Annotated in this window: 13 protein-coding genes; 5 read left to right on the top strand and 8 right to left on the bottom strand. The window is 61.9% G+C overall.

Features of this window, described 5'->3' with window-relative positions; all coding sequences use genetic code 11:
* Positions 1 to 62 precede the first annotated feature (62 nt).
* From LOX95_RS02425 to LOX95_RS02410, 4 genes are all read right to left on the bottom strand, one after another.
* The gene (locus LOX95_RS02425) at positions 63 to 272 is read right to left on the bottom strand and encodes a cold-shock protein (protein WP_242912743.1); all 210 of its coding nucleotides are present in this window, start codon (positions 270 to 272) and stop codon (positions 63 to 65) included.
* A gap of 213 nt (positions 273 to 485) precedes the next feature.
* Positions 486 to 1,466, bottom strand: a complete 981-nt coding sequence (locus LOX95_RS02420; RefSeq protein ID WP_242912740.1) for an alpha/beta fold hydrolase — start codon at positions 1,464 to 1,466, stop codon at positions 486 to 488.
* On the bottom strand, positions 1,463 to 2,365 hold the full coding sequence (locus LOX95_RS02415; RefSeq protein ID WP_242912738.1) for a class I SAM-dependent methyltransferase: 903 nt from the start codon (positions 2,363 to 2,365) through the stop codon (positions 1,463 to 1,465). The genes LOX95_RS02420 and LOX95_RS02415 overlap by 4 nt, the downstream gene beginning before the upstream one ends.
* Before the next feature lie 87 nt (positions 2,366 to 2,452).
* Positions 2,453 to 3,259: a class I SAM-dependent methyltransferase gene (locus LOX95_RS02410; RefSeq protein WP_242912736.1), complete on the bottom strand. Its 807-nt coding sequence runs from the start codon at positions 3,257 to 3,259 to the stop codon at positions 2,453 to 2,455.
* 254 nt (positions 3,260 to 3,513) lie between these two features.
* Between LOX95_RS02410 and LOX95_RS02405 the strand changes: the two genes are divergently transcribed.
* On the top strand, positions 3,514 to 3,984 hold the full coding sequence (locus LOX95_RS02405) for an Hsp20 family protein (RefSeq protein ID WP_242912734.1): 471 nt from the start codon (positions 3,514 to 3,516) through the stop codon (positions 3,982 to 3,984).
* 63 nt (positions 3,985 to 4,047) lie between these two features.
* Here the strand turns inward: LOX95_RS02405 and LOX95_RS02400 are convergent, their stop codons facing one another.
* The 3 genes from LOX95_RS02400 to gpmA are packed head-to-tail and all read right to left on the bottom strand — an operon-like array spanning position 4,048 to position 6,726.
* Positions 4,048 to 5,328, bottom strand: a complete 1,281-nt coding sequence (locus LOX95_RS02400) for a pentapeptide repeat-containing protein (protein WP_242912732.1) — start codon at positions 5,326 to 5,328, stop codon at positions 4,048 to 4,050.
* A gap of 46 nt (positions 5,329 to 5,374) precedes the next feature.
* Entirely contained in the window at positions 5,375 to 6,010 is a 636-nt protein-coding gene (locus LOX95_RS02395; protein ID WP_242912730.1) for a bifunctional diaminohydroxyphosphoribosylaminopyrimidine deaminase/5-amino-6-(5-phosphoribosylamino)uracil reductase RibD, read from the bottom strand.
* Between the two features lie 2 nt (positions 6,011 to 6,012).
* Entirely contained in the window at positions 6,013 to 6,726 is a 714-nt protein-coding gene (gene gpmA / locus LOX95_RS02390) for a 2,3-diphosphoglycerate-dependent phosphoglycerate mutase (RefSeq protein WP_242912728.1), read from the bottom strand.
* A 204-nt stretch (positions 6,727 to 6,930) separates the two neighbouring features.
* Between gpmA and LOX95_RS02385 the strand changes: the two genes are divergently transcribed.
* Together LOX95_RS02385 and LOX95_RS02380 are read left to right on the top strand one after the other, a co-directional pair.
* Positions 6,931 to 8,430, top strand: coding sequence for a phosphomannomutase/phosphoglucomutase (locus LOX95_RS02385; RefSeq protein ID WP_242912726.1), 1,500 nt, complete (start codon positions 6,931 to 6,933; stop codon positions 8,428 to 8,430).
* A 12-nt stretch (positions 8,431 to 8,442) separates the two neighbouring features.
* Positions 8,443 to 9,750, top strand: coding sequence for an FAD/NAD(P)-binding protein (locus LOX95_RS02380; RefSeq protein WP_242912724.1), 1,308 nt, complete (start codon positions 8,443 to 8,445; stop codon positions 9,748 to 9,750).
* A 37-nt stretch (positions 9,751 to 9,787) separates the two neighbouring features.
* Here the strand turns inward: LOX95_RS02380 and glmM are convergent, their stop codons facing one another.
* On the bottom strand, positions 9,788 to 11,137 hold the full coding sequence (glmM, locus tag LOX95_RS02375) for a phosphoglucosamine mutase (protein WP_242912722.1): 1,350 nt from the start codon (positions 11,135 to 11,137) through the stop codon (positions 9,788 to 9,790).
* A gap of 176 nt (positions 11,138 to 11,313) precedes the next feature.
* Between glmM and glmS the strand changes: the two genes are divergently transcribed.
* Positions 11,314 to 13,128, top strand: coding sequence for a glutamine--fructose-6-phosphate transaminase (isomerizing) (gene glmS / locus LOX95_RS02370; RefSeq protein WP_242912720.1), 1,815 nt, complete (start codon positions 11,314 to 11,316; stop codon positions 13,126 to 13,128).
* Positions 13,129 to 13,230: 102 nt separating this feature from the next.
* Positions 13,231 to 14,109, top strand: a complete 879-nt coding sequence (gene galU / locus LOX95_RS02365) for a UTP--glucose-1-phosphate uridylyltransferase GalU (protein ID WP_242912718.1) — start codon at positions 13,231 to 13,233, stop codon at positions 14,107 to 14,109.
* The last annotated feature ends 3 nt before the right edge of the window (positions 14,110 to 14,112 follow it).

The raw sequence follows: 14,112 nt of genomic DNA, 5'->3' as shown, positions 1-14,112 counted from the left end.
GCATAAAAAAAGGCCGCCCCGGTTTCCCGGGACGGCCCTTTATCGTTCAGCGTCAGTGCAAGTTAGAGAACTTGCAGTTGACCGGCCGAAACCTTGCCGCTGCGGCGATCGGTTTCCAGCTCGTACGAGACTGCTTGACCGTCGTTCAGGCCGCGCAGACCAGCAGCTTCAACTGCCGAGATGTGCACGAACACGTCGCTGCCACCAGCGTCCGGAGCGATAAAGCCGTAGCCTTTGGTGGAGTTAAACCATTTTACGGTGCCGTTAGCCATTTTATGACCTCCAGTGGGTTGAGCGCGGAGAACTATTCTTCGGGCCCGTCGGGTCTAGGGAAACGGCAGATCTCAATGCGTCGCAAAGAAGAAAAGGGCGTTACGCAGAGATATCGACGCGAGTGATTTGACCCCTTTAAGCGTCCTAATCAAGACCATTCGTATCACCTGAGCGAATTTTTCGCGCGGTGTTCAACGGCCCCGAAAAGTGGCCTAAGGGGCCAAATAGTCAGCTAGCTCGTCAAATTCTCTCAGGAAAACAGCACGATGCTCGTCGACTTCCATGATGACTTCGTGCTTGGCCGAAGGGACCTCAACATAGCGCCCCCGACCAAGGCGACGGGCGGCCCAACGCGCGGTTTGCTTCCAGACGACCGTGTCTTCACCGGCCTGTACGACGCAAACCGGTACCTTCACCGACTTCAGGGCCCGCGACTTGAGAGCCCGTTCGCCTGCGTCCAGCGCAAAGCCCAGCCAACCCCAGGTCGGGCCGCCGATTGCCAAATGCGGACAGGCAAAAATCTGCTGCTGCCAGAGGCCGTAGCGGGTCGCGTCCGACGTCAGAGCATTGTCATCGAAGGTGTGAATGAAGGGGTCATCCACATTGTCGAGCACATAGTCGCCGCCCTTGCCGTTACGCAGCGCCCAGCGCACAGCCAGTTTGACCGACCACATCGAACGCTTGCCGGTGCGAATGCGCAGCATGGGGCTACATAGCAGGGCACCGGCGAACCGGTCGTCGCCACCTTCAAGCGTCAGCAGGTTGAGCGCTGCGCCCATCGAGTGCCCGACCATGATCCACGGCTTGGGAGCCTGCTGCTCATAGGCGTCCATCAGGCGGGCGTAATCGTCCAGAAACTCTTCAACTGCGCGGGCGTGGCCCTTGAGCCGGTCTGGCAACAGCCGGGCCGACAACCCCTGACCGCGCCAGTCGTGCGCCAGAACGCAGAAGCCGCGCGCGAGGAAGTTGCCGATCAGCTCGTAGTATTTCTCGATCGGTTCGGTGCGACCCGGGCTAAGAACCACCGTGCCGCGCGGCGTTTTCGATTGCAGCACACTGGGGTGCCACAAGGCTGCGCGCAGGCGTAGTCCGCCCGCACCGCGGAACCAGTCAGCTTCGCCACCCGGAGGCGCGCTGGCCCCCGGTACTCCCATCAATGGTGCTTGAGCGGAGAGCGGAGATTGGCGGCTCACTCGGGTTTCCTGAATTTGAGAGTCATGCGGTCGGACTCGCCGATCGCGTCATATTTGCTGTGGTCGAACTCGAAGTTCGGCGGCTCGCCCGGTGCCGAAGAGCGGCGGGTTGGGGGCAGGGTCTCGACACCGAAGGGGTGATCCTTGGTATCGTCGGGATTGGCGTTAATTTCCGAGGACTCGACGAAGGCGAAGCCCGCCTCCTGAGCCAGTTGGCGCACGAAACCTTCCTGCACATAGCCATTGGCCGCTGCAGGGTCCTGATCCTCGTCCGGCCCCAAACGGTGCTGTTCGATGCCGAGGATACCGCCCGGACGCAGTGCGGCAAATGCATCCGCGAAGGCCTTTTCGGCAATACCTGCCGCCATCCACACATGGATGTAGCGCATGAACAAGACCATGTCGGCAGTACCGGGCTCGTCCACCACAGGCCCCGATCCGACGCCGAAATGGGTGAAGCCGACATCACCGTACAGTTTACGGTTCGAGTCCAGTCGGGCCTTCAGAGCATTGTTCACCGCTACCTGAGCGGGATCGGCACCCTCGCCCTCGACAAAGCCAGCGACGAAGAGCTTGCCGCGGCCCTTGGCGATATAGGGAGCCAGAATGTCCGTGTACCAGCCGCCACCCGGCCAGAACTCGACCACCTTCATGGCCGGCTGCAAGCCGAAGAAGCGCAGCGTTTCCATCGGGTGACGCCACTGGTCGCGGGCCTTGTCCTCGGTCGAGCGCCACGAGCCTTCGACGGCCCATTCCAACGAACTTTCGGGCGGACCATCCACGACCGGCTCGGGTGCCGGTGCCTGCTCTTCCTTCTTGCGGCCGCAACCCGCGACCAGAAGCAGGCTGCTGGAGGCAGCCCCGCCAAGAAACAGGCGTCGTGATGTCCATACGGTCATAAAGTTCCTCCGCCCATGGCCGGATAGTCCGGCCACAGACTTACGTCAGGTCGTGTTCGCCGCGCTTCTCGCACAGCGATTAGGCCATCATTGGGCCGTAAGGGGTTTGCGGAAGCGAAGCGTCATCCGGTCGCTTTCACCGATCGCATCGAACGCAGCGCGCTCTTCGGCAGTGAGAGTACGGCCATCCTGCTCGGAGCGGCGGATGGGCGGCAAGGTCCAGACACCAAAGGGATGATCGTGATCATCGGCGGAGTTGGCGTTCAGGTCGCTGCGGGCATCCAGTTCAAAGCCCGCCTCGCGCGCCATACGGATCACCCAGCTCTCGGGCACGTAACCGGTAGGAGCGACCGTTTCGACCGCAACACCTTCGCCGCTGCGGTGCTGCTCCACGGCCAGCACACCGCCCGGTTTCAAGGCCTTATAGAAGGCTTGAAGATAGGGGCCGACGCGGCCATCGCGCGACCAGTTATGGAATGCGCGCGCCACGACTACGATATCAGCCGTGCCATCTTCGACACCCATGCCGTCCAGCGGACGGCTCACGCCCACATAGGTCCCACCGGTCGCAGCGGCGTAGGGCTCGAGAATATTGCGCCACCATCCTGCGCGGCCCGGCTCGATCTCGACGATGGTCTGACCGTGCTGCAAGCCCCAGAACGTCAGGGTCTCCATCGGATGACGATACACGTCGCGCGCCTTGTCCGCCTCGGGGCGCGTGGGTGCGGCGATCGCAGCCTGAAGCTGGGTGTCCTCACCCACGTTCGGCATTTCCATCGACAAGCCCTGCCGGTGGGGCAGTTGGGCCGGAAATTCGGTAGGGGCGGTTTGCGCGATAGCCGATCCTGAAATCAGGACGGTGGCTGCCAAGGCACCAAAGACGAGCGGTCGCATCGAGATCTCCGTGTCGGCGTTCAAAAAGGCGTGGCGCGATTGTTAAGGTGCTTCGCGCTTACGGCAAGGCCGCATCACGTCGTTTTACCCCTTGAACGACAAAAACGGCTTCCTAACTTGCATATTGAAGGTGCCGCTTACGGGCCTTCCGGTCCGAACGAGGCCTAGAAAGGCTCGCTCTGGCTGATCCCTCATGTGGCTCGGGGCAAAATCGCCGCGCCACCCAACCTTGCTGACCTTTCAGGAGGATGCAGATGCGTACCTATGACATTTCCCCGCTGTTCCGTACCGCCGTCGGTTTTGATCGTCTGGCCCGTCAAATCGAAACAGCCGCCCGCACCAGCCAGGAAAACGGCTGGCCGCCCTATAACATCGAGACCACCGGCGAAGATGCCTATCGCATCGAGCTGGCTGTCGCCGGTTTCGCGCCGGAAGAGCTGGAAATCGAAGCCAAGGAAAACCTGCTGACCGTGACCGGTAAGAAGGCTCCGCAGGACGAGACGGTCCAGCGCACCTTCCTGCATCGTGGCCTTGCCGAGCGCGACTTCGAGCGCCGCTTCCAGCTGGCCGACTATGTTGTGGTGAAGGGTGCTGCTCTGAACCACGGCCTGCTGACCATCGAACTTCAGCGCGAACTGCCGGAATCCCTCAAGCCGCGCCGTATCGAGATCGCTGACGGTTCGACCCTGATCGAAAGCAAGGTCGAGTCCAAGAAGGCCGCGTAACCGCACCTTCCTCCCCTGCTTTACGGGCGGTCCCTCTTCGGAGGGGCCGCCTTTTTTCTAGGGTCAGGCTTCGGCAGCCGCGCGCAAGGCCTGCGCGTCCATTCCCCGCAAACTTTCCATACGGGTCTGGCGGAGGTTCACCCCGCGCAGTTGGGCATCAACAATGCGGGACCGTGAAAGGTCAGCATCCGTCAGATTGGCACGGCGCATGTCCGCCCCCGTCAGATCGGTTCCGCGCAGATTGGCCCCTGTCAGGTCCGCAGGAAGCAATCGGTCCGCCGCCAGCAGCAATGGCCCCAGTTGGGCATCTCGCAGGTCCGAACCGTTCAATCGTGCACCGGCCAGCCTGGCTCCGCGAAGATCGGCGCGGCGCAGGTTTACCGAGCGCAGATCGGCCCCTTCAAGCTGTGCGCCTTGAAGCTGCACACCTTCCATATCCAGTCCGTAGAAGACCGCGCCCTTTGCCGAAAGGGCCGTCAGGTTCAGTCCCGCAATCGATCCCAGCACCCGCAGGTCGACACCATCGAACACCGACGGCTGACCCTCGGCACCGCCCGTCTCGCACCACTGGGCATGGACACGCAGCATATCGGCGGCGGGCAGGGCCGCGATGGGTTCGGCAGACGAGCCTTTATCGGTCAGCGCCCCGTCCATATTGGCCCCGTCGGCGCGCCACATGGTCGACTTCACCCCGACCAAAATAGCGCCCGACATATCCGCTCCAGACAGATCGGCACCCGAAAGATCGGCACCCGCGAGGTCAGCGCCGCGGAAGCTAGCTTGTTTAAGGTTTGCCCGTACCAGCTTGCAGTCTTTCATCACTGCGTCGGTGAAATCGGCCGCTATGGCGACGATGCCGGTCAGGCGCGAGCGTTGGAGGTTGGCCCCCGAAAGATTGGCCCCCTGCGCCTCGGTGTCGGCGCGTTTGCGGGCCTCAAGGACGCGATAACCCAGCTTGGCATCGGAGGCGGCAATGGCCCCTTCGCGCAGGTCTGCCTCGAACATGTCGGCCCCGGACAGATCGGCACCGCGCAGGCATGCCCCGCGCAAATCGGCGCGTCGAAGGCTGGCACCGGTGAGGTCGATATCCTGCATATCCGCGCCAAAGAAGTTGGCGTTATCCAGTTTGGCGTTTGCGAGTTTTGTGCCGATCAGGCTGGCCGCCGTGAAGTCGGCATCGGTGAGATTGCGTCCGCTCAGGTCCAGCCCGCTGAGGTCCATCCACGCAAAAACGGCGCGCGCACCACCGGGCCGCGCCTGCCACAAACGGTCGTGCTTTTGGCAGATGATATCTACCTCGGCCTGCGTCGGTCGCTTGCGGATGGGGGCGTCTGCTTCACTCATGCGGCCAATATGGCTACCGGTGCATTAAGGAAGCTTTGCCGCAACCCTATTCGGTGAGCAGACCTTGCTCGCGTAGGGCATCGGCCAACGGGCCTTCGGTGGTCCAGACGCGGGTATAGCCCGCCTCGCCCAGCCGGTTCAGTTCGTTCTTGAGATCAGCCTTGGGCGAAGCTGCAAAACGGGCGTCAAAACCCGTGACTTCGGTTGCAACGCGCACCATGGGGCGACCGGTTTCCAGACGGTGCAAGAAACCCTCACAGAGATAGAGGGATTCTTTTTCCGCCACGCCGGCATCCACCTGAAGGCCTTCACCCCGCAGACGCTCTACGCCACGGCCCGACGCAAAAGGGGAAGGATCGAACGCACCGATGACCACGCGGGCAATACCCGCTTCGGCCAGAAACTGGGCGCAGGATTTGCGGCCCGAGGAACGCGCCCCGCAGGGCTCCAGCGTTACATAGGCAGTCGCGCCCTTGGCCGCCTCTCCCGCCGCAGGTACGGCCTGCTCTTCAGCGTGGGGACGACCGCCAGCAGCAGTGGCAGCCTCGGAAACGATCTGGCCATCTTTGACGATCACACAGCCAACCGCCGGATTGGGCCAGGTCTTGCCCATGTTTTCCATCGCCAGCTCAATGGCGCGGCGCATGAAGACTTCGTCCTGTTCCAATCCGGTGTTGCTCATGTTCAGGCGATTTCCGGCAGCGGCGTAGCGCGGCTCTGATCAAGGAAGCGGGCCGAAACCGGCTTCAGATTGGCATCCAGTTCAATGTCCAGCGGATTGCTGGTCGGGATTTCGACCTCGACGATCTTGTCGTCGGCAACGTTGAACAGCAGTTTCACGATGGCGCGCAGCGAGTTGCCGTGCGCAGCGATCAGGACGTCCTCACCGGCCTTGAGACGCGGCGCGATCTCGGCATCCCAATAGGGCTGCACGCGGTCCAGCGTGGTCTTCAGGCTCTCGGTGTCCGGAATGTCCTTGCCGACATAGCGGGCGTCGTTGGCAAAGCTGTATTCGCTGTCGGCGGCCAGCGGCGGCGGCGGCACATCATACGAACGGCGCCAGATTTTGACCTGATCGTCGCCGTGCTTGGCAGCCGTCTCGGCCTTATCCAGACCCGTCAGACCACCGTAATGGCGCTCGTTCAGACGCCAGTCTTCAATGACTTCAACACCCGTCAGGCCCGCAGCCTCCAGGGCCATCGCACCGGTGCGCTTAGCGCGGTTCAGGACCGAGGTGAACATCACCGACGGTTTGAAACCGGCCTCGGCGATCAGTTCGCCACCACGATGGGCCTGCGCCTCGCCTTCTGCGGTCAGATCGACATCGACCCAGCCGGTAAAGCGGTTTTCGAGGTTCCACTGGCTTTGGCCGTGGCGCAGCAGGATCAGACGCGACATTGAGCACTCCGTTATCTTAGGGGCATGGCTATGGGCCGTGGCTCCATCGGTCAAGGCTGTATTGACGACTTAGCAGAACCGTCACCCTTGGTGCGCGCTTCTAACGGTTGCCAGACCGTCGCTGCCGATGGTCTAAGAGGCCCCATCATAACGGCGCGATCACCCCGGTGATCCAGCCCGATCCAATAGGCTACGGATACCCAAATGCTGAAACCCCGTCAGGACCTGAAGCCCAACACGGCCGCGTTTGAGACCGAGGCACTGGTCAAACCCACGGGGTTCCGCGAATACGACGCCCGCTGGATCCTTGAGAAAGAGATCAACCTTCTGGGTATTCAGGCGCTGGGTCTGGGTTTGGCGACCTATATCCACGAGCAGAATATCGAGCCGAAGATCGTCATCGGTCACGACTTCCGCAGCTACTCGCTATCGGTGAAACAGGCCCTGACCATCGGCCTGTTGCAAGGCGGCATGCAGGTGCTGGATATCGGCTTGGCCCTGTCGCCGACGGCTTATTATGCGCAGTTCGCGCTTAACGCCCCGTGCGTCGCCATGGTCACCGCCAGCCACAACGAGAACGGCTGGACCGGCGTGAAGATGGGCGCGAACAAGCCGCTGACCTTCGGTCCTGATGAGATGACCCGCCTGAAAGAGATCGTGCTGGGCGGTCTGGGTGTGGAGCGTGCCGGAGGCACCCTGACCCGCGTCGAGAATTTCGCCGAGCAATACATCGCCGACGTCGCCACCAAGGCGCAGATCAAGCGCCCGCTGAAAGTCGTCGCAGCCTGTGGCAACGGCACGGCCGGTGCCTTCGCGCCCGAGGCTCTGCGCCGCATGGGCGTCGAGGTGATCGAGATGGATACCGAGCTCGATTACACCTTCCCCAAATACAATCCGAACCCCGAAGACCACGCCATGCTGATGCAGATGGCGGCCAAGGTTCGCGAAACCGGTGCCGACCTCGCTCTGGGCTTCGACGGTGATGGAGACCGTTGTGGGGTCGTGGATGATACCGGCGAGGAAATCTTCGCCGACAAGATCGGCCTGATGCTGGCCCGCGATCTGTCGGCCGTCTATCCCAACTCGACCTTCGTGGTCGATGTGAAGTCGACGGGCCTCTACAAAACTGATGAGGTCCTGAAGACCAATGGCGCGAACACCGTCTATTGGAAAACGGGCCACTCCTACATCAAGCGCAAGACCGCCGAGATCGGTGCTCTGGCGGGCTTTGAAAAGTCGGGGCACTTCTTCATGGCGGGCGAACTGGGCCATGGCTATGACGATGGCATCGTCGCCGCCGCAGCCATCCTGTCGATGCTAGATCGCAATCCTGACAAGAAGCTGTCGGAACTGATGCAGGCTCTGCCGCCGGCCTACACCAGCCTGACCATGTCGCCGCATTGCGATGACGAGCTGAAGTACGACGTGCTGGCCCGCATCGTGAAGGAATACGAGGAACTGGCCGCCAGCGGTGGCTCTATCCTTGGCCGCAACATCGTCGAGGTCATCACCGTCAACGGCATCCGTGTGCATCTGGAAGACGGGTCGTGGGTTCTGGTCCGCGCCTCCTCCAACAAGCCGGAACTGGTTGTGGTGGTCGAAAGCATGCAATCCGAAGACGACATGCGCGCACTCTTCCGTGAAGAGGTGAAGCCACGTCTGGCCAACCATCCTGAAATCGGGGCATTCAATCAGGAAATCTAAGCGGATTTTCTGATGACGACGACGCGTGCCCTTCCTGTCCTGATTATCGGCGGGGGTTTCTCCGGCTCCATGCTGGCGGCCCGCCTTGCCGAAAAAGGACAGGCCAGCGTCGTGATTGAAAGGTCAGAACAGCTCGGCCTCGGCGTCGCCTATTCCACCCAAGAAGACGTGCATCGCTTGAATGTGCGGACCGCCAATATGGGCGCGCTGGCGGATAAGGTTGGCGATTTTCAGCAATGGCTGGAAGTCCATCATCCAGACCATGCCGACCCCGAAGGCTTTGCCCCGCGTCGACTGTACGGTGCCTATATTCAGTCTCGACTGGGGGCCGTGGAGAAGTCCCATCCCGACCTGATCCGCTGGGTTCAAGGACAGGCCACCGCCATCAACGGCACCACGGTGACGCTGGCCGACGGCACGAAGATCGAGGGCCGCGCCGTCGTGTTAGCCAGCGGCAATCCACCCCCGCGAACCAGCCGAGATAGTGACAGCGCCCGCTCCATTCCCGACCCATGGGCCAAGGGGGCGCTGGAACAGATCGGTAGGAGCGACGACGTGCTCGTCCTCGGTACAGGGCTGACGATGGTGGATGTCTTCCTGAGCCTGAACGCGGCTGGTTGGGAGGGTAAGGCTGTTGCTCTCTCCCGTCGTGGTCTGGCCCCGCGTGCCCATATCTATGGCCGTCACCAAGCTGCGCCTCTGCCGGATGCCGCTCTAACCGGATGTCTTTCGCGTCGCGTAAAGGCCGCCCGCGCTGTGGCAGCCAGCAGCGACTGGCGTGATGTGATGGACGGCTACCGATCCCGCACGGCGACACTATGGGAAGCGGCGGATACAGACACGCGGGCCCGCTTCCTGCGCCATCTGCGTCCGTGGTGGGATGTTCACCGCCACCGCATCGCGCCGGACGTCGCCGCAGTCATCGATCAACTGGGCGAAGCTGGCCGTCTGGAAATCGCGGCAGGGCGCGTGAAATCCATCACCGAAATCGACCGAGGCCTCGATGTCGTCTGGAACCCGCGTGGTACCCATGGCGAGCGTATTGCCTCGGTCCAATGGGTCATCGACTGTACGGGTCCGGGCCATGATCCCGCGCGTGACCCGCTAACCGCGCCCTTGGTCGCAGCAGGCCGTCTCAGCATTGATCCGCTGGGCCTCGGACTTCAGGTTGCACCTTCCGGTCAGGCTATCGGCAAGAACGGGACCGAAGACCCGACCTTCTTCGTCCTTGGCCCACCGGCTCGCGCCGCATTCTGGGAAACCATCGCCGTGCCCGACCTGCGTCAGCGCATCGAGGAGCTGGCTCAGCAACTGGCATAGAAAAAGGGCGACCCGTGCGAGCCGCCCCTTCTTGGTTTTATCCTGCCTTTGCGACCGCGTCGGACACTTCGGCAACAACCCGTTTGACCAAGGCCTCGTCGTCGCCCTCGGCCATGACACGGATCAGTTTTTCCGTACCGGACTTGCGCACCAGTAGACGCCCCGAGCCGTTCAGCTGGGCCTCGGCTTCGGCCATGACCTTTTTGACGTTCTCGGTCTCTAGCGGAGCTTCCGAGGTGTAACGCACGTTCTTCAGCAACTGCGGCACCGGTTCGAACTGGCGGGCCAGTTCGCTCATCGGCACACCCGCTTCCACCAGAACCGCCAACACCTGAAGCGCCGCCATCAGGCCGTCACCTGTCGTGGCATGGTCCTTCAGGATAATGTGGCCAGACTGTTCGCCGCCGATGTTGAAACCGCCCGAACGCATGCGCTCCATGACATATCGGTCGCCCACCTTGGTGCGCTCCAGCGTCAGGCCCTCGGCCTTCAGGCGACGCTCAAGGCCAAGGTTGGACATGACCGTCGCCACTACGCCATTGCCGTTCAGTCGGCCACGCTTGGCCCAGTCCAGACCGATCAGGGCCATGATCTGGTCGCCGTCGACCACATGACCCTTTTCGTCGCAGATAATGACGCGGTCCGCGTCGCCATCCAGCGCGATACCGATATCGCAGCGATAGCGTTTGACGGCTTCGGAAACGGTTTCCGGATGGGTCGAACCGCACTCGGCATTGATGTTAAGGCCGTTCGGCTCGACACCGACGGGGAAGACCTCGGCACCCAGCTCGTAAAGCGTCGTCGGAGCCACGCGGTAACCCGCACCATTGGCGCAGTCGATGGCAATGCGCAGCCCCTTGAGGCTGAGACGCTTGGGGAAGGCCGATTTGGCGATTTCGATATAGCGCGGCGGAGCATCGTCGATACGCTTGACGCGGCCCAGCTTGTTTGACGGTGCGAGGTTCTCATTCAGAGTCTCGTCCATCATGGCTTCGATCTTCAGTTCGATCTCGTCGGACAGCTTATAGCCGTCCGGACCGAACAGCTTGATGCCGTTGTCCGCATAGTCGTTGTGCGAGGCCGAGATCATGATGCCCAGATCGGCGCGCATGGAGCGGGTCATCATGGCCACACCCGGCGTCGGCAGCGGACCAAAGGTGCGCACGTCCATGCCCACCGAGGCCAGACCCGATACCAGCGCCGGCTCGATCATATAGCCCGACAGACGCGTATCCTTGCCGATCACCACCAGATGGCGGCGGTCGTCCCCGGTGCTGAAAAATCGGCCCGCAGCCAGGCCCACGCGCAAAGCGACTTCGGCCGTCATCGGGTGCGTATTGGCGCGACCGCGAATACCGTCGGTGCCGAAATATTTTCTCTCGCCCAAAGGCGTGATCCTTCACAAAGCGGGGTGTTCGGAAACCTTCCGAAACCCATTTTTTGATGCCCTTACGGCGCACAATGCTTATGTGCGATCCCTAAGGCGAAAAGCTGAACCTTCTCGCTTACCTCAAACTGGGGCACCGACGCAAAACCGGACCCACTTTTGTCGGAGTACAACCCATGTGCGGCATCATTGGCGTCAGCGGAACCGGTCCTGTTGTTCCTCGTCTGATCGATAGCCTGAAGCGGCTGGAATACCGTGGCTACGACTCCGCCGGTATTGCTGTGCAGGACGACACCGGCATCCGCCGTCGCCGAGCCAAGGGCAAGATCCGCAATCTTGAAGCCGTACTGGCCGAAGACCCGATCAAGGGCTCGGTTGGCATCGGCCACACCCGCTGGGCCACCCACGGTGCACCGACGCAGGCCAACGCCCACCCGCACAAGGCAGGCCGCGTCTGTCTCGTGCATAACGGCATCATCGAGAACTTCGCCGAGCTTAAGGCCGAACTACAGGCACAAGGCCATGTGTTCGAAAGCCAGACCGACACAGAGGTCGTCGCCCACCTTCTGGATCACAATATCTCCTCGGGCCTTGCACCGCTGGAAGCGTTCAAGGCTACTTTGGACCGCCTGACCGGTGCCTATGCGCTGGCCGTGCTGATCGAGGGCAAGGATGAACTGATCCTCGGTGCCCGCCGTGGCAGTCCGCTGGTCGTCGGCTGGGGCGAGGGCGAGATGTACCTTGGCTCGGACGCTCTGGCCGTCGGTCCATTCACCCAGAAGATTTCCTATCTGGAAGAAGGTGACTACGTGGCTATGACGCGCACCGACGCGCGTATCTTCGACGTGACCGGCAAGCCCGCTGATCGCCCGATCGTCAAGGTCGCGGCCTCCAGCGCCCTCGTTGAAAAGGGCAGCTTCCGCCACTTCATGGAAAAGGAAATCCATGAACAGCCGGACAGCGTCCAGCACACCCTGTCCGAATACCTCGATCTGGTGACCGCCAAGGCCAAGCCCGCCACGGTCGATTTCGCCAATATCGACCGCATACAGATCATCGCCTGCGGCACCGCCTTCTATGCGGGTCAGATCGGTCGCTATGCGTTCGAGAAATATGCCGGTCTGCCGTGCGACGTCGAAATCGCCTCGGAGTTCCGTTATCGCGACCCCGCCCTGACCAAGGGCACGCTGGCCGTCGCCGTCAGCCAGTCAGGCGAGACGGCGGATACTCTGGCGGGTCTGACGTGGTGCAAGGCAAAGGGGCTCAAGACCGCCGCTGTCGTTAACGTGCACACCTCGTCCATGGCGCGTGAAGCCGACGTCCTGTGGCCGACCCATGCGGGCCCGGAAATCGGTGTCGCCTCGACCAAGGCCTTCACCGCACAGGTCGCCGCCCTGCTGTCGCTTGCTATCGCGGCCGGTGTGGCCCGTGGCCGCATCAATGCCGAGCAGGAAGCCGAACTGGTTCGCGCCCTGTTCGAGGCTCCGCGCCTGATTTCCGAAGCCCTCTATATGGATGCGCCCATCCGTAATCTGGTGCAGGAACTGGCAAAGGCCCGCGACGTGCTGTTCCTCGGTCGCGGTGCAATGTTCCCGCTGGCTATGGAAGGTGCGCTGAAGCTGAAAGAAATCAGCTACATCCACGCCGAAGGCTATGCGGCAGGCGAGTTGAAGCACGGCCCCATCGCCCTGATCGACGAATACACTCCGACCATCGCACTCGCGCCTTTGGACGAGTTGTACGAAAAAACGGCCTCAAACCTTCAGGAAGTCGCAGCGCGTGGCGGCCCCGTCATCATGATCGCGCCAGCCAATGCGCCGGAACTGCATGGTGAAGGCATCCAGCGTATCGCGGCCCCTGCGGTTCACCCGATCGCAGCCCCTCTGGTCTATTCCGTACCCATGCAACTGCTGTCCTATTTCACAGCGGTTCAGAAGGGCACCGACGTGGACCAGCCGCGCAATCTGGCAAAATCCGTCACGGTCGAATAATCCGTGAACCTCCGGTGCGAACGGCTGTTTACAGAACAGCCGTTTGACCGGGGCCAGAATGCCCCTATGACTGGCACCATCATAGGCTGCTCTGGATTATCTATGTCGAGTTCACACGCCCGCCTTCGCAAGGCGGTTTTGCCAGTTGCCGGTCTGGGAACGCGCGTTCTTCCCGGCACCAAGACCACCCCGAAGGAGCTGCTGAACGTCGTAGACAGGCCCATCCTGTCCTACATCGTCGAAGAGGCGCGCGAAGCGGGCATCGAGCACATCGTCTTTGTCACCGGGCGCGCCAAACAGGCCATCGAAGACTATTTCGACCATCAGGTTGAACTGGAAGCCCAGCTAGAGGCCAAGGGCAAGACCGAGATTCTGGACGTGATGAACGGCGAGCTGGCCCGCGCCGGCGAGATGAGTTTCACCCGCCAGATGAAGCCCAAGGGTCTGGGCCACGCCATCTGGTGTGCCCGCGACATCATCGGCGACGAGCCCTTCGCTGTTATCCTGCCGGACGTGATTGTCGACAGCCAGCCGGGTGCACTCAAGCAACTGGCAGACCTCTATGCGCAGGTCGGCGGCAATGTCATCGGTGTGGAACAGGTCCCCGACGACCAGACCCACAAATACGGCATTGTCGACCCCGCCGAGCGCAACGGTCGTTCCATGACCATGAAGGGGATGGTCGAAAAGCCGACCAAGGGGACTGCCCCGTCCAACCTGTCCATTTCGGGTCGCTATATCCTCCAGCCGGAAATCTTCGATCTTCTGGCCACGCAGGAGGCTGGTGCCGGTGGCGAAATCCAGCTCACCGATGCCATGGCCCGTCTGATGCAGCAGCAGGAGTTCACAGCCTATGAGTACGAAGGTGTGACCCATGACTGCGGCGACAAGATCGGCTTGCTCCGCGCAAACGTAGCGCTGGCTCTGAAACGCCCCGATCTGGGCCAACAGGCCCGCGAAGCGATCGAGGCCCTGCTGTAGGCA

The organism is Brevundimonas pishanensis (assembly GCF_022750635.1).
GTDB classification, from domain to species: domain Bacteria; phylum Pseudomonadota; class Alphaproteobacteria; order Caulobacterales; family Caulobacteraceae; genus Brevundimonas; species Brevundimonas pishanensis.
The sequence above is the reverse complement of the archived record's forward strand: the minus strand, read 5'-3'. Positions and strand labels throughout refer to the sequence as shown.